At 38.4% G+C, this 17,697-nt stretch carries 19 protein-coding genes; 12 read left to right on the top strand and 7 right to left on the bottom strand.

Features of this window, described 5'->3' with window-relative positions:
• Window positions 1-2 precede the first annotated feature (2 nt).
• Window positions 3-779: a formylglycine-generating enzyme family protein gene (locus E6C50_RS16860; protein WP_136404419.1), complete on the top strand. Its 777-nt coding sequence runs from the start codon at window positions 3-5 to the stop codon at window positions 777-779.
• 34 nt (window positions 780-813) lie between these two features.
• Entirely contained in the window at window positions 814-1,416 is a 603-nt protein-coding gene (locus tag E6C50_RS16855; protein ID WP_136404418.1) for an SCO family protein, read from the top strand.
• On the opposite strand, the gene E6C50_RS16850 is transcribed toward E6C50_RS16855, so the two are convergent.
• The 7 genes from E6C50_RS16850 to E6C50_RS16820 all read right to left on the bottom strand — a co-directional run bounded on the left by E6C50_RS16850 (window position 1,388) and on the right by E6C50_RS16820 (window position 8,661).
• On the bottom strand, window positions 1,388-2,626 hold the full coding sequence (locus tag E6C50_RS16850) for a hypothetical protein (RefSeq protein WP_136404417.1): 1,239 nt from the start codon (window positions 2,624-2,626) through the stop codon (window positions 1,388-1,390). The two genes, E6C50_RS16855 and E6C50_RS16850, sit on opposite strands and share 29 nt — an antisense overlap.
• A gap of 75 nt (window positions 2,627-2,701) precedes the next feature.
• A complete protein-coding gene (ric, locus tag E6C50_RS16845; protein WP_136404416.1) occupies window positions 2,702-3,427 on the bottom strand; it encodes an iron-sulfur cluster repair di-iron protein in 726 nt (241 codons plus the stop codon).
• Between the two features lie 11 nt (window positions 3,428-3,438).
• Window positions 3,439-4,953, bottom strand: a complete 1,515-nt coding sequence (gene nadB / locus E6C50_RS16840; RefSeq protein WP_136404415.1) for an L-aspartate oxidase — start codon at window positions 4,951-4,953, stop codon at window positions 3,439-3,441.
• Window positions 4,954-4,969: 16 nt separating this feature from the next.
• On the bottom strand, window positions 4,970-5,902 hold the full coding sequence (nadA, locus tag E6C50_RS16835; protein ID WP_136404414.1) for a quinolinate synthase NadA: 933 nt from the start codon (window positions 5,900-5,902) through the stop codon (window positions 4,970-4,972).
• Between the two features lie 34 nt (window positions 5,903-5,936).
• Complete coding sequence (azu, locus tag E6C50_RS16830) at window positions 5,937-6,440, bottom strand: azurin (protein ID WP_136404413.1); 504 nt, start codon at window positions 6,438-6,440, stop codon at window positions 5,937-5,939.
• A 242-nt stretch (window positions 6,441-6,682) separates the two neighbouring features.
• Window positions 6,683-7,165 carry a hypothetical protein gene (locus E6C50_RS16825; RefSeq protein WP_136404412.1) on the bottom strand — a complete coding sequence of 161 codons (483 nt, stop codon included), beginning with the start codon at window positions 7,163-7,165 and terminating at the stop codon, window positions 6,683-6,685.
• 497 nt (window positions 7,166-7,662) lie between these two features.
• Window positions 7,663-8,661: a hypothetical protein gene (locus tag E6C50_RS16820; protein ID WP_136404411.1), complete on the bottom strand. Its 999-nt coding sequence runs from the start codon at window positions 8,659-8,661 to the stop codon at window positions 7,663-7,665.
• Between the two features lie 332 nt (window positions 8,662-8,993).
• Between E6C50_RS16820 and E6C50_RS16815 the strand changes: the two genes are divergently transcribed.
• The 10 genes from E6C50_RS16815 (at window position 8,994) to E6C50_RS16770 (ending at window position 17,697) form a co-directional block, all read left to right on the top strand.
• Window positions 8,994-9,245 carry a hypothetical protein gene (locus E6C50_RS16815; protein ID WP_136404410.1) on the top strand — a complete coding sequence of 84 codons (252 nt, stop codon included), beginning with the start codon at window positions 8,994-8,996 and terminating at the stop codon, window positions 9,243-9,245.
• Between the two features lie 137 nt (window positions 9,246-9,382).
• Window positions 9,383-11,239, top strand: coding sequence for an ATP-binding protein (locus tag E6C50_RS16810; protein WP_136404409.1), 1,857 nt, complete (start codon window positions 9,383-9,385; stop codon window positions 11,237-11,239).
• A 12-nt stretch (window positions 11,240-11,251) separates the two neighbouring features.
• Window positions 11,252-11,908, top strand: a complete 657-nt coding sequence (locus E6C50_RS16805; RefSeq protein ID WP_136404408.1) for a response regulator transcription factor — start codon at window positions 11,252-11,254, stop codon at window positions 11,906-11,908.
• A gap of 144 nt (window positions 11,909-12,052) precedes the next feature.
• Complete coding sequence (locus E6C50_RS16800) at window positions 12,053-13,105, top strand: type I restriction endonuclease (RefSeq protein WP_136404407.1); 1,053 nt, start codon at window positions 12,053-12,055, stop codon at window positions 13,103-13,105.
• 74 nt (window positions 13,106-13,179) lie between these two features.
• Window positions 13,180-13,674, top strand: coding sequence for an SH3 domain-containing protein (locus E6C50_RS16795; RefSeq protein ID WP_136404406.1), 495 nt, complete (start codon window positions 13,180-13,182; stop codon window positions 13,672-13,674).
• A 14-nt stretch (window positions 13,675-13,688) separates the two neighbouring features.
• Window positions 13,689-14,099, top strand: coding sequence for a hypothetical protein (locus E6C50_RS16790; RefSeq protein ID WP_136404405.1), 411 nt, complete (start codon window positions 13,689-13,691; stop codon window positions 14,097-14,099).
• 3 nt (window positions 14,100-14,102) lie between these two features.
• Window positions 14,103-15,371 (top strand): ABC transporter permease, encoded by a 1,269-nt coding sequence (locus E6C50_RS16785; protein WP_136404404.1) that lies wholly within the window; start codon window positions 14,103-14,105, stop codon window positions 15,369-15,371.
• Window positions 15,372-15,383: 12 nt separating this feature from the next.
• Window positions 15,384-16,304, top strand: a complete 921-nt coding sequence (locus E6C50_RS16780; RefSeq protein ID WP_136404403.1) for a hypothetical protein — start codon at window positions 15,384-15,386, stop codon at window positions 16,302-16,304.
• Between the two features lie 38 nt (window positions 16,305-16,342).
• Window positions 16,343-17,143: an endonuclease/exonuclease/phosphatase family protein gene (locus tag E6C50_RS16775; protein WP_136404402.1), complete on the top strand. Its 801-nt coding sequence runs from the start codon at window positions 16,343-16,345 to the stop codon at window positions 17,141-17,143.
• Between the two features lie 47 nt (window positions 17,144-17,190).
• The gene (locus E6C50_RS16770) at window positions 17,191-17,697 is read left to right on the top strand and encodes a hypothetical protein (protein WP_136404401.1); all 507 of its coding nucleotides are present in this window, start codon (window positions 17,191-17,193) and stop codon (window positions 17,695-17,697) included.

The following is a 17,697-nucleotide window of genomic DNA, read 5'->3' as shown; positions in this document are numbered from 1 at the left end:
AAATGTATAAAGGAGATAAAAAAGCGTTCTTTTTGCTACTATTCTTTTTGCTGTTCGTTTCTCTGAATGCTCAGAATACCAAAATGGTTCTGATAAAAAAAGGAAGTTTTGTGCCACTTTACGGTGATGTAAACAAAAAATCGGTAACGATAGACGCGTTTAAAATGGATATTTATCCGGTTACAAATGAAGAGTATTTGTCCTTTTTAAAGGAAAAAGCATCCTACAGACGTTCGGTGATTAAAAGGATTTTTGCCGATATAAGCTATTTGGAGTACTGGAAGAATGATTTGGATTATGGCGAGAATAATGGTAAAGCACCGGTCACGAATGTTTCATGGTTTGCTGCAAAAAAATATTGTGAATATAAGGGAAAGCGGTTACCTGCACTGGATGAATGGGAATATGCCGCTATGGCCGATCAAAAGCATCGGGACGCCAGAACCAAAGTGGCCTATAATAACGATATTCTGGGATGGTACGAAAAAAGGAACACATTTAATAGATCCGTAGGACAAACATGTAAGAATTATTGGGGATTATACGATATGCATGGTCTGATTTGGGAATGGACTTTTGATTTTAATAGTATTTTCCTTTCGGGTGAATCCCGAAAAGATAGGAATACTGATGTCAGTTTGTTTTGTGGGGGAGCTTCTGTTAATGCAACCGATTTAATGAATTATGCTGCTTTTATGCGCTATGCTTTTCGATCCAGTTTAAAAGCAAATTATTCGTCACGAAATCTTGGTTTCCGATGCGCATGTGATGTAAAGTAAAACGAACCAGATAAGTTGTTAAAATGTATTGATAATGAAAAAGTTAATGATGGTTGTATTGGTGATTTTGGTAGGATTACAAAGTTGTAATTCGAAAAAAGAAGAGTCAAATACGAAAATCGAAACAGAAGTTATTTCGGAACTCTCGGTTTTTAACCTTCCGTCTGAATGGACGACACAAGATAATAAACATATTGAAATAAAAGAGCTGAAAGGTAACGTATTGGTTATGGTGATGATTTACACCTCCTGTAAAACCGCATGCCCGCGTTTGGTAGCTGATATGCGGCAGATTGAACAACTGCTACCTGAAAAATATAAATCGGATGTGTGTTTTCTTTTAATTAGTATCGATCCGAAAACGGATACTCCGGAGCGTTTAAAAGCATTTGCAATTAAAAACAAGATGATGAGCAAACAATGGCTATTTCTACAGTCAACTGAAGAAAATACCCGGGAATTTGCGGCTGTTTTGGGCGTAAATTATAAAAAAATAGCACCGATCGATTTTTCACATTCCAATATTATCAGTGTATTTAATAAAAAAGGGGAGTTGGTCTTTCAACAGGAGGGTTTCACTACATCCTATGATACAATCGTTTCTAAAATTATCGGGGAAGTGAGTAAAGCCAATTAGTTTTATGCTTTTTTCTAAAAAATAAGGTTCCGATAAGTACTAAAAATAATCCTATAGGTAATAGAAGTGAAACCATAAAAAGAGATATGTTATAATACGGAATGGCTCCTTTTCCGATATAAAAATAAAAGCCTTGTACAAACAGCAGTATTTCGGTTGTTGTAAAACCGATAAGAAACAGGTACAATCCAATTCGGGAAATCCGGTTTTTTAGAAATGAAAACGATTGAAAACGTATCGCAAAAAAGAATAGAAAACTATTGATTATTCCAAGCATGATCAGATGTATAAAACCAATTGTGAAATTCCGGATATAATGAGATGAAGCTGCTATTTCCGACCAAAATGTAGTCAATTGTATAAGGATCTTTAGCAATAGGGAAATAAAACCGCAAAGTAATATGAAACGGATCGTTAACGGTGTTTTTCGGTCAGATGGAATGCTGCGTTTTAAAAAGTAAAGCATACCACTTCCAAATGCAAAAAATTGACAGACTAAACCGATATCATTTATCCAAAGCCATAGCGCATGTGGAAAGTACCAACTTAACGGTAAGCCATAAGTAAAAACTGTGCCGACTATAAGTAGGCCAACCCAATAATGGAATTTACGGGAATTGATAGTATGGAAAAAGTTTCGGTATTGGTTGACAAAAAGGGCAAGCACGGCAAACATAAACCAGCCATTAAATTGAAAATGTAAAAAAAACTGAATAGCGGCCTGATAAAGCGGAGCATTTTTAGCACCGGTTATTCCCAGACTCCACACTCCAAAAGTCGACAGTAACAGGAATAACAGTGCGATTTTAAGTAGTATTTTATCATAAGACTTGTTTCCCGACAGGTCTTTCCAGATTTTAGAGCAGAAAAAATAACTGCAAAAAATATGTATCGTGGAAAAAATAATAGAATATAAGGCATATCCCTGTATCGGAAAACTAATCATCATTCCGAATACTGCTATCTGAGTGATCCAGAATAAACGGGAATAATAGGGAGAGGTTCGCTTTGTTTCCGGTAGAAAGTTATGAAGCAGTAATAGGTATAACATCTGGTATATCCATCCGAGCAAAGCGGTATGGGAATGACCGTGTAGTAGAAAAAGATAGTTCCAGTTTACAGGCACGATAGCTGCCAGTCGCAGTAAAACGCCCATTAGCACTGCAACAAAAAAATTCAGAAGACTTATAATAAACCAACTTTTCGGCATCAGATAGAATTAGACCGGGTTTTAAAATTATAAAAAACACAGAAATTAAAGCGAAGTAATTTCTGTGTTTGGATGCTAGTTGTTAAAGTCTGCTTCCAGTGTTATCGCTTTTGGGAACAGTATATTGTTCTCCAGGTGTATGTGTTTATGCAGGTCGTTTTCGAATTCCTGAAGCATCGCATATGTAACTTTATAGGTATTACACGCATCAGCTGGTGGTGTATATTGATTCGTAAGTGTGGCGATTTTATCGAAACGTTCCCCTTCGGTATCGTGTTCGTGTCGCATCATGGTCACAGGGTTCGAAACCGAACCAAAATGAGGGCGCTTTAGTTCGGAACCCTCTTTTTTAGCATTTACCATTTGTCGGATAAAAGGAAAAAGTACCAGTTCTTCCTTTTTCATATGCATCGCTAATTCTCCGGCCGATTCGCTAAAAAGGGCATTGATTTTAAGTAGTTCCGGGTGCTTTTCTCCGTGTACTTTACAAAGCTTATCCAGAAATTGGAGTAGAACCGGTGTTTTTTCTTCCACATAATGATGGTGGGTAGTTTCGATATAATCGATCAGTAAATCCAAAGACCATTGTCCGTAATCGGAAATATACGATTGCGAATTGTTTAAAAGGGCTTCCAACGCGTCGATCAGCTCTTTTTGAGAGATGTTCTTTTTAGTGCAAACAGCTTCCAGTGTACGGTCGCCTTTACAGCAAAAATCAATTTTGTATTTTGAGAATAAAGCCGCAGTTCTGAAATCATAGGCGACAATTGCTCCGATAGTGGTCTGATTGTTAATTTTCATACGTTTAAAAATTAAGATGTAGTGAATGACTCGATTTCTGGAGTGCTATAACTGTGTTCCAGCAGGATCATACTAACCGTTAGCATATTCCTGAATTCAATATAAGAGGGGAAAGAATTCCGATCATGACTTTGAAATAGTGAATCGGCTTTTTGTTTTAGTTTTTTTAGTGTATTCCGAACGGTATTTATATCCGATGCCTCTGTAGTAAAGAACGCCGTCATCGTTTTTTGTAATAACGCTTTTAGAGGCTTAATTGACGGTGTTGTCGAATAGGAGGCAATAGGTTGTTGATTTAAAGTGATTACTGTTGAAAATCGAATGGAGTCGATTGTTTTAAGTGCCGATTGCATGCCCTGATGGGCAAAAACCAAGGCTTCCAGTAGGGAGTTAGATGCGAGTCTGTTTTTTCCATGTAATCCCGTTTGGGCGCATTCTCCAACTGCATAGAGATTTTGTATCGAAGTCCGCGCATTTTTGTCCACTTGTATACCGCCACACTGGTAATGTGCCGCCGGAACAATTGGAATCGGTTCTTTGGCCGGATCAAATCCCGATTTCAGACAATAATCGGTAATAGATGGAAAATGTTCGTAAAAACGTTTGGCGTTAAGATGGCGACAATCGAGGTAAACGTGCTTTTCGCTTGTTTTGAGTAGTTCCGTTCCGATTGCTTTCGAAATAATATCACGCGTGGCCAGTTCGCCGCGGGTGTCGTATTTAAAAAGAAAACGTTCGTAATTATGATTAATGATATACGCACCAAAACCTCTTACCGCTTCCGATAGCAGGAAAAGGGGATTTTTGCCGGTTTCATATAAAGCGGTGGGATGAAACTGAATATACTGCATATCTTTTATAACAGCTCCTGCTCGGAAAGCCATCGCTACACCATCGCCAGTGGCAATTTCCGGATTGGTGGTATTCTGGAAAAGTTGTCCGCATCCGCCGGTACAAAGCACTGTAATTCTGGACCGGATATGTTTTATCGTACCACGGGTTTTATCATAATAGGACATTCCGGTACAGCAATTGTTTTCTGTTGTCAGATCAATACTAAAATAGTCTTCGAACAGTACAATATTGGGATACCGGCTTAGTTGACGTAATAGTTTTCGCTCCATTTCCAGTCCGGACTGATCTTTATAATGCAGAATCCGGTGATGGGAATGCCCTCCTTCCAGTCCTAAATCCCACGCTCCCGAAACAGTGGTGTCGAAATCGACCTGGAGATTTAGTAATTCCTGTAATCGCTCCGGAGCCTGTTCCACAACCATACGAACAATTTCCGTATTACAACTACCACCTCCGGCCTGGAGTGTATCACGAATGTGTTGCTCAAAACTGTCTTCTTCCGTATTGGTTACGACAGCAATTCCTCCCTGTGCATAGCGGGTATTGGTTGAGTCGGCCGATGCTTTTGTCAAAATGGTAATGGAAAGATCGGGACGTTTTTTAGCCATTTTAATGGCAAAAAATAACCCTGAAATTCCGGAACCGACTATAAGTATATCCGTTTTTTCCATAATATAGGTATTGAAATTAGGAAAGTGTAAGCATGCGATGAATTGGCTTTAGCGCTTCGGTTCGTAGTGTATCACTGATTTTTATTTCAGGATATTCGTTTTGAAGACATCGAAATAGTTTTTCAAGCGTATTCACTTTCATATAGGCACATTCACTGCAGGAACAGCTGTTTTCCTGTAATGATGGCGCGGCAATAATCGTTTTATCCGGTACATCTCTGGAAAGTTGATGAAGTATTCCGACTTCGGTAGCTACGATATAAACAGTTCCCGGATCTTCTTTAATAAAATTAATGATCCCGGATGTGGATCCGATATAATGGGCTACTTTTAAAATATGGTCTTCCGATTCCGGATGGGCTACAATTTTGGCACCGGGATATTGGTTGTACAGATCGATTAGCTTGTTTAACGAAAAGGCTTCGTGTACCACACAGGAACCATCCCATAAGACTAAATCCCGGTTGGTTTCCTGAATCAGGTATTTGCCCAGATTTTTATCGGGGGCAAAAATAATCTTCTGATCTATTGGAATCGAAGCGATGATTTTTTTGGCATTCGACGATGTACAAACAATATCACTCAGTGCCTTTATTCGAGCCGAACAATTGATATACGTCACAACGGTATGATCCGGATATTGGTCTTTTAATTTTTGAAAATCATCCGGATCGCAGCCGTCAGCAAGTGAACAACCGGCGTTGAAATCCGGGAGTAGCACTTTTTTATCCGGGTTTAGGATTTTTGCTGTTTCGGCCATAAAATGCACACCGGCAAATACGATAATATCGGCATCGGTTGTGGCGGCTTTTTTGGATAATTCAAGACTGTCACCTACAAAATCGGCGATTTCCTGAATGGCTTTTTCCTGATAATAATGCGCCAGAATAACGGCATTTTTTTTCTGTCGTAACCGGTTGATTTCGGCAATGAGGGCGGTTTCGTTCATGATATTTTATTCGGGAGTTTAGACGATAGCCGGTTTATTCTACAACAAGTTTCCCTTTCATTAAGGCAGCATGACCCGGGAAGGAACATAAAAAATCATAAGTTCCCGGTTCGGAAATGCTAAATTCAATCGTGTCAGATTCGCCTCCGCCCAGTAATCGGGTATGGGCTATTATGCTTGCTTTTTCCGATTCCGGAATATAGTCGGTGGCTTTTGCCAAAGCGGCTTTTTGCGTAAATGCGGCAATATCAGTACCTGGTTTAAGAATGATCAGATTGTGTCCCATAACGGCTTTATCCATCTTACCGGTATGTTTTAGTGTTAATGTTACAGTACCAACACCGGTTTTTAGCTCGTTTGTAGAATATTGCATCTGATCGGTGGATTCAATTTCCAATGTGTTTTCTGAAGTGGAAACCGTTTCGTTTTGTTCGGTTGTTGGAGTGGTTTCGGGAACGGTTGTTTCGTTTCGATTTTTACAGGCGGTAGCCATTGTGATGATACTGACCAGAACCGAGAGACGTATAAACTTTTTCATAACGGAATTATTTTTATGATTATTAATTGCGATTAATATGCTTAGGAAGAGCAAAATAAAACCGTATCCGGAATATAAAATATGATAAATGTTAGCTTTTATTGGAATAAATTATCGTATAACTAAAATGCATTTGTGGCGAATACGAGCCAAAAAAAAGCTGCCTTAAATCGCGGCAGCTTGTGTGTGGATTATTAGAAAGATTACTTACGGGAACTTGTAATCCAATATTGACAGGATTATTAGCTAAGTACAATGATATAGAAGAAGAGGGTTGTAAAACCAATTGTAAAGTAACCCCAGGCTTTAATCCTGTTGCTGGCTTTCTTTTCTTGATCAATAGCTACTTTAGTTTCGACCTTAACATCGCGGTAGCCCAAAGGTCTTAAACCATTACGATAACGAGCATCACTTTTAAAAACATTTTGCCGTTCCATATAGTACATTAATTTGTAATCTTTGGTAAAGTTTATATAGCTTCGGTATAGTAGGATTCCCGAACCGATAAAAGGTATAAGGAAAGCAAGTACTGCGGCCCAAAACCATTTAATGGCAATGTATTCTTTGTCTTGTTTTAAAGCTTTATTTTTTACTGCTTCATTTTGGTATTGTGATTGATTTATGGGAGTAACATATAAATTGTTTTGTGAATTGGCGTAATTGCGTCCGGCCTGTCTTGCTGCTGAGTATGCAAAACTTTTTGCTAAGTCTGTAAGGAATGCCATAATGAAATAAAAGTTTTATTATATAAAATGTTATAGTGGTATGGCAAAATTAGGATCAAAAGCAAAGAAGGAATTACGGTTTTCCATAATCCATAAATAAGACGTAAAACCAGCTTTATTGCGATCCGATTGTGTTGTAAGAAAGCTCGTAAGAAAGGTGAAAAATACCTATTTAGAATAGCTATTAATTGTTGTATTTTTAAATAATTGTGTTAAAATGTGAGTTCATCGATCATTATGTGCTTTTTATCTTAAAAACTATCTGTTAAAATGTTTAATATGTTGTGATTTTATATATTTGATGCGCAAATTTAAACTCCCATGTCTAATTTACTTGAATCGATTATCAGGTTTTTTACAAGAAGCAGGAAAAAACAATTAAGTTTTGGAAGCGACTCATATGTAAAAAGACACCATGGAAAGAAACTTTCCAAAAAGAAAAAACAAAACTGGTATTAAAAAAGGCCTCCCGACGGAGGCCTTTTTGTTTTTATCGATTACTGATTCGGATCACTGTTTAAATTGTTAATAATGGTGTGAGTGATTGGCTTTAGTGTTTTTTCGGTAACCGGATGTAAGCCGTGATGGGTAAACAGTTCGTAAACACCATTTGACTTGGAATACCAGATCAGAGGATTCCCATAAAGATCAAAACAAGTCAGTGTATCACTATAGGCTACCTTCCGGAAGTGTTCCAATAGTTGTTCGTCTAATGGCCGGATTTCTCCATTAATTTCCGGATCATTACAATCAATCTTCTCATAATGATCTTCCATCCATACCATACAGTTTTTCGGTGTGAAAACCGTCTTGTTCAGATTCCATACTAAAAGTACCATAATTGCAACGGTAGTCAATCCGTAATGGATTTTGCTTAATTGGCGTTTCCGGAAAAAACGAGTGATAGTATTCCAAATAGCTTGAAGTTTATTTTTTAATGACTGTATGATATCAGTTTGATTTGTATCCGCTGTCGTCTTTCCGCCTTTATTACCTTGGTTGGAGCCACCTCCCATTTCTGGAGGGGTTGTTTGTCCCGTATTATTTCCTCCAGTATTGTTTCCTGAAGTAACGATAATAACTGTTCCAGGTCCTCCAGGTGAATTTGGTGGTTCAGGTGGCGTATCTGGTAAATCATTTATAAACCTTCTATAGGGCCTTTCCGGAAAGTCAACTAAAAGAGCAGCCATTTCGATGGTGATCAAATCGGCAGGTGTACTTGTACCTAAATAAAAACGTCGAATCGGAATCAACCGGGTGATATCAATGCTATTAGTAATAGCTCTAATCTGTTCATCTTTAAATTCAATTTCCCAAAAATCCCTAAATGCAGATGGATCATTTTCGTTTTGATGCTGTCTTAAAATATGAAAACTTAGGTCTCGTAATTGTGCCGGTGAAGGGCGTATTAGAAATGCAGCATATGGCCCAGTCTTAGCTTTTTCATATTGTGCTTTTATAGCTTCTATATAGGATTCAACAGTTCTCTTTTTCATAGTGGTATCGGTATTTATCAGTATTTATCAGAATTCATTCGAATAATCGGAATTACCAGAATTCGATTGCAACAAGCTGAAAAATAGCCCTTTAATTTGCCTCAGAATTAGTTCCGTCCCGATATGCATTCACGGACAAATGTACATGACTACTTCTAACCTGGTGATACGGAAAAACGTAATGTCGTTATCCGGGAAGTATAATACCCTTATGCTTTTTCTGTCTCACCAACACTTCCCAATACAAAAATCAATGGCGTAATCAAAGCTACACTTCGGAACAAGGTTCCGAACAGCCACGCCCATGTCCAATTTTTTTAAAGCTAAAAATTATGAAAAATTTTTATATCGCAGCTTTTGCTGTACTGGGATTGTCGTTAGTATCGTGTTCAACAGAAAATAGTGCAGAGGAACTTTTTGCACCATCCACAAAGCAACAGGATGAATTGTTACAAAATCTGTATCAAAGTGAGGATTATTATCTTGCCGCAAAACCAGGCGATACCATTCCGCCGAATCAGGAAGGAGGAGGAGGAACCGGAGAAGATGGTACGATTCCGGTAAAACCGCCAAAAAAACCATAAAAAATGATCGCATAATCTTATTGTAATTTTATTAACTTCGGGGAATGATACTTAAAAAGTTTTATTCCCCGTTTTTTTTATCACTTTTTGCGATTTTATTGGGTTCGTGTTCTAAAGAATCTGACAAAAATAGCAAGGTGGCTCCAGTGGTCCGTCAGATCCAAAAGCATATTGCAAATAGTGCTACCGATGCCGATAGTTCGGGAACCTATAGAATCGCCGAAATCAATAAAGCGCTAGAACTTGCCGTTGCTGCCAAAATCGATTCGCTACAGTTAAAAGCCATTGCCGGAAAATCGGAAACGCTTAATTGGTATTTTACAGACCAGTCCGAATCGTATACAAAGGACTTTCTGCAGTTTTCAGAACTAAAAAAAGATACCTTTTACATCGCGATGGCAAAACGTGACTTGGGCAGATATTATGCGACTAAAGGGAAAGATACCCTTGCTTATGGCTTACTTAATAATGCCAAACAGTTATTGGACAACCGCGGAAAGGAAGATCAGGAAATGTATATACTGTTATTACAGTCGGATATTGTCGAACGATCGAACGATTATGGTATGGTAGCCGATTTGAATGTCGATGTACTGAAACTGAATAAAAAAAATAATAATCGATACTATTATGCTTCGGCGAATAATAATCTTGGAATTGCCGATAAATCCATGCATAATTACAGAAAGGCGATCGAAAATTTTGAAAAAGCCGCCGATAGTACTGATGAACCGGAAGATCGTTGGATCATCAAAAATAATATCGGATTGAGTTATACTTATTTGGGCGATTATGCCAAAGCACGCCCGATATTCGAATCGGTTATCCAAAAAACAACCGTCGACGCGACCAAAGCAAGAGCCTATGATAATCTGGGTTTTATGTACTATAAAGCCGGAGATGCCAAAAGTTTGGAGTATTATAAAAAAGGGTATGAAATCCGATCCAATAATCCGATGTTAGCAAGCGATCGAATTGTGAGCGAGTTGCATCTTTCCGATTATTATAAAAAAAGTAATCCGGAACTGGCAAGACAATATGCGACTACAGCCTACGACCGTGCAACCAAAATGCGACGAATCGACGACCGACTGGAGGCGCTTAAACGTTTAACCGCTTTAAGTTCCGGAGTGGCTGTAAAATCCTATTCGTTACAATTTCAGGAATTAAACGATAGTATCAGTCGGGTGCGACAGTCCAAAAAGAACACGTTTGCGCAGATCAAATACGAATATAAAGATACCCAGGAAGAAAATTTACGCCGAAAAGCCAGCGAAGCACAAAAAACGGCACAATTGGCAAAAGCCGAAACCCAAAAACTCGGATTGGCAATTCTGATTCTGATTGGTGGTAGCGTTATCTTTTTTGTATTCCGTAGAATGCGGGAAAAAAATAGAATTGAAAAACTTCTGGAGTCCTATAAAACGGAAACCCGTATTGCTAAAAAAGTACACGACGAATTGGCTAATGATGTGTTTAATGCGATGACTTTTGCCGAAATAAAAGATCTCTCCGATGCCGAAAACAAAGAAATCCTGCTCGAATCTCTGGATAAAATCTATACCGGAAGCCGGAATATTTCCCGCGAAAACAGTACCATCGATACCGGAACACTGTATCCGGAACAGTTAAAAGAAGTGATCAAAGGATACAAAAGCGAACGCGTCAATGTCATGTCCAGCGGGATGGATCAGATTAACTGGGATGAGGTCGATCCGACTAAAAAAATTGTGGTTTATCGGGTTTTACAGGAATTATTGGTCAACATGAAAAAGCACAGTAAGAGTTCGCTTGTAGTGGTTCGTTTCCAACTCGACGCGAATCGGATTCAGATTGATTATTCCGATAATGGCGTGGGAATCGATAAAAATAAACTCGCTTTAAAAAATGGATTGCAAAATGTGGAAACCCGTATCAAAAGCATTTCCGGAACCTATACTTTTGATTCTGTTCCCAATAAGGGATTTAAAGTAAGTTTTTCATTTCCAAAGTAAATTGTACGAAGTATGTTTAAAAAGATTTTAATTGCCGAAGATGTCGATTCCGTTAATTTAGGAGTAAAACAACTACTGGAAGAGTTTGTAACGGAAGACCGTATCCATCATGTACAATATTGTGATGATGCTTTATTAAAAGTTAAAAGAGCCAAAATCGATCAGGAACCGTTCGATCTGTTGATTAGCGACCTGTCGTTTGTTGAAAATAAATTCCGGGAAAACAAGCTCAATTCCGGAGAAGAATTAATTGAGGCTGTACGACGCGAACAGCCCGATATCAAAGTTATTGTGTATTCTATTGAGACAAAACCGTATGTAATCCGGACATTGTTGGAAGAAATGGACTGTAATGCCTATATTAACAAAAGCCGGGAAAGTATACGCGAATTAAAACAAGCCATCCGGACGATTTATGCCAGCGATGAAAAGTTTGTTTCTCCGGAATTACGATACGGTAAAGCCGATTCCGAACTGGATGAGATCGACGAACAGGATATTCAGATTATTCGCCTGTTATCCAAAGGTTTTGATCAGGGCGAAATTGCCGACGATATGCATTATAGCCGAAGTAGTATCGAAAAGCGAATCAATCGGTTAAAAACATCCCTGAAAGCCAAAAATAATCCGCATCTGGTCTCCATTTCGAAAGATCTGGGATTGATTTAATAACGACCCTTTTAAACACCTCTTTTGGGGTGTTTTTTTTGCCGTTTGTTGGCATTTACGTAAAACCGTAATGAAGTCCGTTACAGGCATCCTAGTTTTGGAGTGTGATATAAAAATAAGATAAACATTCAAAAAACAAATAGGATGGAATTAGTAAGCCAACTCAAATCATTAGCCGATAAAATCGATCAGATGAAAGACAAGATCGAAACGGAAGAGTCTACAAAGCATGCCTTTGTATTACCATTTATTAACCTTTTGGGGTACGATACCTTTAATCCGATGGAAGTAGTACCGGAATTTACGGCTGATATCGGACTTAAAAAAGGGGAAAAAGTTGATTATGCCATTTTCCAGAATGAGGTACCGATCCTGATCGTAGAATGTAAAAACTGGAAAGAAAACCTGACAGTTCACAATTCACAGTTATTCCGGTATTTTCATGTGTCTAAAACGAAGTTTGCTTTACTGACCAATGGGATTCAGTATCAGTTTTATACCGACCTGGACGAAAAGAATAAAATGGACGAGAAACCTTTTTTTGAGTTTGATATTACCAATCTTAAAGATGCTGTAATTCAGGAAATTAATAAGTTTCACAAGTCGAATTTCGATGTGGAAAAAATAACGGATAACGCCAGTGCTTTAAAATATACGAAGGAAATTAAAAAATTGATTGCCGAAGAGCTGCAAACTCCTTCTCATAAGTTTGTTCGCCAGTTTGCCGAGCGTATCTATTCTGGTCGTCTGACCGAACGTGTGATGGAAGAATTTCAGGAACTGGTGTATAAAGCTTTTAATCAGGTAATAAATGATCAAATTAACGATCGATTGAACGCCGCATTAAATAAAGAAGCTAAAAAACAACAAATCGAAAATGTGGACATCGAGCCAACAAGTAAAGTGATTACTACCGATGAAGAAATGGATGGCTTCCGAATTGTGGTGGCCATTTTGAGACGAAAAGTAGGAGTGGACCGGATTGTTCCCCGGGATACAAAATCGTATTTCGGGATATTGTTGGATGATAACAACCGGAAACCGATTTGTAGGTTACATCTGAACGGTGGAAAAAAATATATCGGATTATTTGATGAAGCGAAAAACGAAACCCGTCATCCGATAGAAACCATCGATGCTATTTACCAGTTTGAAGAGGCCTTGTTGGAAAGTCTCAGTTTTTATGACAACGAATAGCCATTGGCTGGAAAATACTAAAACCCGGTTTGGAATAAACCGGAATTATAACCCATTAATACATTTAAAAAACGATGATTAAATATATTTTTTGGCTAAGTCTATTGCTATGGAGCAGCAATGATTTGATAGCACAAACGAAATCGGGAAAACTACTGGCTTCCTGTTGCGGCACAGCCGGAAGAGGTTGTAACGGATCCGATTATTGTACCGCCTGCACCAATTGTAGTGGTTGTAAATATTGTAAAAGTGGTGGCACCTGTGGTGTTTGCAGGGATAGAAGTACCGATGTAATCACCGTAAAACGAAAAGAAAAAAAGACGCCTTCCGGTACAAAAGTTAAAACGGTAACGGTTACCAAAAAAGTCGGATTTTATAAGGATCAACCGCTATATATTACTGCCGTATCTGTTGCTTTATACGAAGGTCCGGGAAAAAATTACAAAATAATCGAAACCGTTAAAAGAGGACAACGGGTGATTTTTATAGAGGCTAACGAACCGTGGCTCAAAGTAAAATCCGAAAAAACAGGAACGGTTGGTTATGTCCATCGCGATGTCTTACAATAAAAGCTATTATAAAGATGGATACCACTACTACAATCTCTCCTGCTTTAAAAAGTCATTTGCTCAGTTTATACCAGATCGCAATGTCAGATGATCATTTTTCCGTATCGGAGCTGGAAATGCTCTACCAACTCGCGGAAGAAAAAGGATTGACCAAAGAAGACCTGGGGGGACTACTGTTACATCCCGTAATGCATGGAATGGTATTGCCGGAACGTCTGGAAATCCGTATCGAATATCTGTATGATCTGACCCGTATGATTTGGGCCAATGGCAGAATTAGCGGTAATGAAAGGGAAGCGCTAAAAAAATACTGTAGAAAATTTGAATTCCTCGATGAGAATATCGAAGATCTGACCGATTATTTTATCGATTGCGTACAAAAAGGGATTCGGAAAGAAGAAATTATTAACCAGTTAAATGCATAAAGGATGAAATCATTACAACAGTTATTTCGTTTAAAAAATGATGAAGTGTCGCAGCAGCTTCCGGATGAAACGCAAACCGGATCCCGGGAACTGGTTCGCTTAACCCATTACCAGCGCGGATTTGGCGCTTCCGTAAAAGCGATGGGGAAACCGATCGTTTTTAAAGCCTGCCTGCAAAATCTGTACAGGAGTTTTGAAGAGCAATGCCGCAAACAAAAAGTAGAACAGGAGTCCTTAAAACAGATTTACAGAGAAGAGCAGGAACGCAACCGTTCTGAACTTAAAAAATGTGAAACGACCATTGAAATTGCCGAAGCAAAAGAAAAAGAACTCAACGAAACCATAGAAAGAACCCGGAAAGATATGGTCGAGGTGCGTCAGCATCCGGAAAAATACGGGATCGAAGGTGGAAAAGGTATCAAAGTGCAGTTTTATATGGGATTGGCTTTTTTGTTTCCGATTACCTTGTATCTGTTGGTATTCTATATTTCGGCTTGTTATTCGGCTTTTTTTAAAGAGTTTGATGATAATAGTCTTACGGCTGCCATTTTTGATGCCGATGCCTTAAAAAATGCGTTTAAGGCCAGCTCACTGGAGGGTATTTTTATCATGACCATTCCCTTTGTGTTTATGGGATTAGGATATCTGATTCATATGCTGTTAAAAGAAAAAGGAAAAATGAAATGGATTAAAATAGGACTGCTCGGTTTGGTGACGTTTTTATTTGATGTCATATTGGCTTATCAGATTGAAAAGAAGATCTATGATTTTAATAAAACGACGTCGTCGGAACCGTATACACTTAAGATTGCTTTGTTTGAAGCCGAATTCTGGCTGATCATCTTTGCGGGCTTTATGGTGTATATCATTTGGGGATTGGTTTTGGATAGTATGATGAAAGAATATGAAAGCCTGGATAAAGTCAAAACCTTTATTAAGGTAAAAAAAGAAGAACTGGTCAATCTGGAAGCTGTAAAAAATGCCAATACCGAAAAATTAAACGAAGGCAAACAGCAAGTCACCGCCATAAACGGAATCATATCCGAATTGCAAACCAAAATCGATGGTTTTATTATCCCGGTTAAGGAATATTTTTACCATCACCATAAATATAAAGAAGGGTGGTTTCAGGCGGTATCGGCCGAAATTGCCTTGCCACACCGGGAAAAAACACTTTTGCTGGAATTATGCGAAATCATTTCAAAAGAACATTTAAACGATATTGGATTGGGTGAGCCCGAACTGCAACCACAGATAGCGATTGAAACATAAACCTACTACATCATGAAACAAAAAATAATACTTTCGATAGCCCTGGCGCTATCCTTATTTTCGATGTCCTGTATTGAGAATACACCCGATACTACCGAAAAAGAACAACCGGTTGCCAGTGAAACAGCGGAAAGAACCAAGCCAACTGAAAATTATAATATCAGTATCTTTTTGGATTTGTCCGATCGGATCGACCCGATCAAGCATGCCAATAAGACAATGGACTATTATCAAAGAGATATTCGCTATATCAAGGCTATTTCCGAGGCTTTTGCTGATCATGCCAGTCAAAGAAAAATAAACCAGGTTAATGATAAGTTACAGTTGTTTTTTGACCCGGAGCCTAAAAATACCAAAATCAATGCGATATCTGAAAAACTTAAAATCCGACTGGATAAAAACAATATATCCAAAGAAAAATTAAATGAGATCCGAAAAATTTACACGGATTATCCAATCCAGATTTACGAATTGGCAATAAAAGATAAAGCTTATGTTGGTTCGGATATCTGGGGATTCTTTAAAAACAAAGTAGCCGATTATTGTATTGAGGCAAATAGCCGTAATATTTTAATCATTCTAACCGACGGTTATATTTTTAATAAAGGATCTGAATTAAAAGACGGCAACAGAACGAATTATCTGCTTTCGAAGACCATTCGGAATAATAAGCTGAATGATGCCAACTGGAAAGAAAAAATGGATGCCGGCAATTTCGGATTTATTAAAGCCGCAACCAATTTGTCCAATCTGGAAGTTTTGGTTTTAGGGATCAATCCGGATACAAAGAATACGAATGAAGAAGCGGTGATTATAGCGTACTGGGAAAAATGGCTTAAAGAAATGAAGGTGAACAACCCTAAAGTCAGAGGTGCTGAATTGCCCGCTAATATGGAAAAAATAATTAAAGATTTTATCGCTCAACAAAAATAACCGACTACCAGTTGAATTGATTTTTTAATTACAATGATATGAGGCATAGCGTTTTCTTTTTTATCCTGTTATACAGTTGTCTTGTTTCGGCTCAGATAAAATTTTGTAGTTGGAATTTATCCGATTTCGGAAAACGAAAACAGCCGGAAACCATAGCTTTTATAGCAAATACCGTCAAGGAATATGATGTGGTGGCGATTCAGGAAGTTGTAGCAGGATTTGGCGGCGCACAGGCGGTTGCCCGATTGGCTACGGCACTTAATCGCACCGGAGACAAATGGGATTATACCGTGAGCGCACCAACGACCGGATCATCCTATAAAACCGAACGCTATGCGTTTCTCTGGAAAACAGCCCGTATCAGGAAAGTAAAAGCCGAATTGGATCCGGTTTTTCAACTCGAAATCGATCGGGAGCCGTATTACGGCACATTTTCCTATAAAGGAAAGTTGTTTACAGTGGTCAATTTTCACGCGATTACCAAAAGCCGGCAACCCGAAACCGAAATCAAACATTTTAAAAAAATCCCATTGCGGTTATCGGAACATAATTTGGTATTTGCCGGCGACTTTAATTGCCCGGAATCCCATACCGTTTTTAATCCGTTAAAAGGAATGGGGTTCCAACCGGTGTTCCGGAATCAGAAAACCTCGCTTAGACAACGCTGCATAGCTCAGGATTGTCTGGCATCGGAATTTGATAATATTTTTTATAATGCAAAGAAAATTAAGTTGCTAAATAAAAAAGCGCATCTTTTTTATACGAAATTCGAAAGCCTGGCACTGGCCCGAAAAGTTTCCGATCATATTCCGATTGGTTGTACTTTTTTGCTATTGTGATTTGAAGCAAATTATTGGTAACGGATATTCAAATTAAAACAAAACCCATGAAAACAAAATTACCCTATTATCTGTTTTGTATACTTATTCTGGTGTCTTGTCAGGATAAAGAGCTGCTGCTAAACGAAGAAACGGAAACAATCCCCGCCGGACTCATGGCAACGCCTTCGAAAGTAGTCGTGATAAACGAACCCGATACAAGCCTTAACGGTGACTATTGTGCTACGGTATCGATTAATGATCCGGAAGCCAAAAATGCTTCCAAACACAATCTGACGATCAAAGTGGAAAAAGGATATCTAAAAGAAATCCGGAATGAAGATCATACGGTGATACAAGACTTTCAGGGTGTCTTTTTTAATGACGACCGGTTTACAGAATTTCAGACAAACGGACTGGAATACCGGATTAGTATTCTGGCAACGCTGGAGGAATGTTATAGTGGTGAATTAAAAGGTTTTTCAGTGCGCTGTAACGGAATAACCCAAAAAGGGAAACAATGTAAAAACAGAACATTGCACGCAAGCAAACTTTGTGTGCATCATCGGGAATAA

The organism is Flavobacterium supellecticarium, from assembly GCF_004801375.1.
Classification (GTDB): domain Bacteria; phylum Bacteroidota; class Bacteroidia; order Flavobacteriales; family Flavobacteriaceae; genus Flavobacterium; species Flavobacterium supellecticarium.
The sequence above is the reverse complement of the archived record's forward strand: the minus strand, read 5'-3'. Positions and strand labels throughout refer to the sequence as shown.

Excerpts from the sequence above, each read along its gene's own strand:
- E6C50_RS16860 (WP_136404419.1), top strand. The coding sequence starts at position 3 with ATGTATAAAGGAGATAAAAAAGCGTTCTTTTTGCTACTATTCTTTTTG.
- E6C50_RS16855 (WP_136404418.1), top strand. The coding sequence starts at position 814 with ATGAAAAAGTTAATGATGGTTGTATTGGTGATTTTGGTAGGATTACAA.
- E6C50_RS16850 (WP_136404417.1), bottom strand. The coding sequence starts at position 2,626 with ATGCCGAAAAGTTGGTTTATTATAAGTCTTCTGAATTTTTTTGTTGCA.
- ric (WP_136404416.1), bottom strand. The coding sequence starts at position 3,427 with ATGAAAATTAACAATCAGACCACTATCGGAGCAATTGTCGCCTATGAT.
- nadB (WP_136404415.1), bottom strand. The coding sequence starts at position 4,953 with ATGGAAAAAACGGATATACTTATAGTCGGTTCCGGAATTTCAGGGTTA.
- nadA (WP_136404414.1), bottom strand. The coding sequence starts at position 5,902 with ATGAACGAAACCGCCCTCATTGCCGAAATCAACCGGTTACGACAGAAA.
- azu (WP_136404413.1), bottom strand. The coding sequence starts at position 6,440 with ATGAAAAAGTTTATACGTCTCTCGGTTCTGGTCAGTATCATCACAATG.
- E6C50_RS16825 (WP_136404412.1), bottom strand. The coding sequence starts at position 7,165 with ATGGCATTCCTTACAGACTTAGCAAAAAGTTTTGCATACTCAGCAGCA.
- E6C50_RS16820 (WP_136404411.1), bottom strand. The coding sequence starts at position 8,661 with ATGAAAAAGAGAACTGTTGAATCCTATATAGAAGCTATAAAAGCACAA.
- E6C50_RS16815 (WP_136404410.1), top strand. The coding sequence starts at position 8,994 with ATGAAAAATTTTTATATCGCAGCTTTTGCTGTACTGGGATTGTCGTTA.
- E6C50_RS16805 (WP_136404408.1), top strand. The coding sequence starts at position 11,252 with ATGTTTAAAAAGATTTTAATTGCCGAAGATGTCGATTCCGTTAATTTA.
- E6C50_RS16800 (WP_136404407.1), top strand. The coding sequence starts at position 12,053 with ATGGAATTAGTAAGCCAACTCAAATCATTAGCCGATAAAATCGATCAG.
- E6C50_RS16795 (WP_136404406.1), top strand. The coding sequence starts at position 13,180 with ATGATTAAATATATTTTTTGGCTAAGTCTATTGCTATGGAGCAGCAAT.
- E6C50_RS16790 (WP_136404405.1), top strand. The coding sequence starts at position 13,689 with ATGGATACCACTACTACAATCTCTCCTGCTTTAAAAAGTCATTTGCTC.
- E6C50_RS16785 (WP_136404404.1), top strand. The coding sequence starts at position 14,103 with ATGAAATCATTACAACAGTTATTTCGTTTAAAAAATGATGAAGTGTCG.
- E6C50_RS16780 (WP_136404403.1), top strand. The coding sequence starts at position 15,384 with ATGAAACAAAAAATAATACTTTCGATAGCCCTGGCGCTATCCTTATTT.
- E6C50_RS16775 (WP_136404402.1), top strand. The coding sequence starts at position 16,343 with ATGAGGCATAGCGTTTTCTTTTTTATCCTGTTATACAGTTGTCTTGTT.
- E6C50_RS16770 (WP_136404401.1), top strand. The coding sequence starts at position 17,191 with ATGAAAACAAAATTACCCTATTATCTGTTTTGTATACTTATTCTGGTG.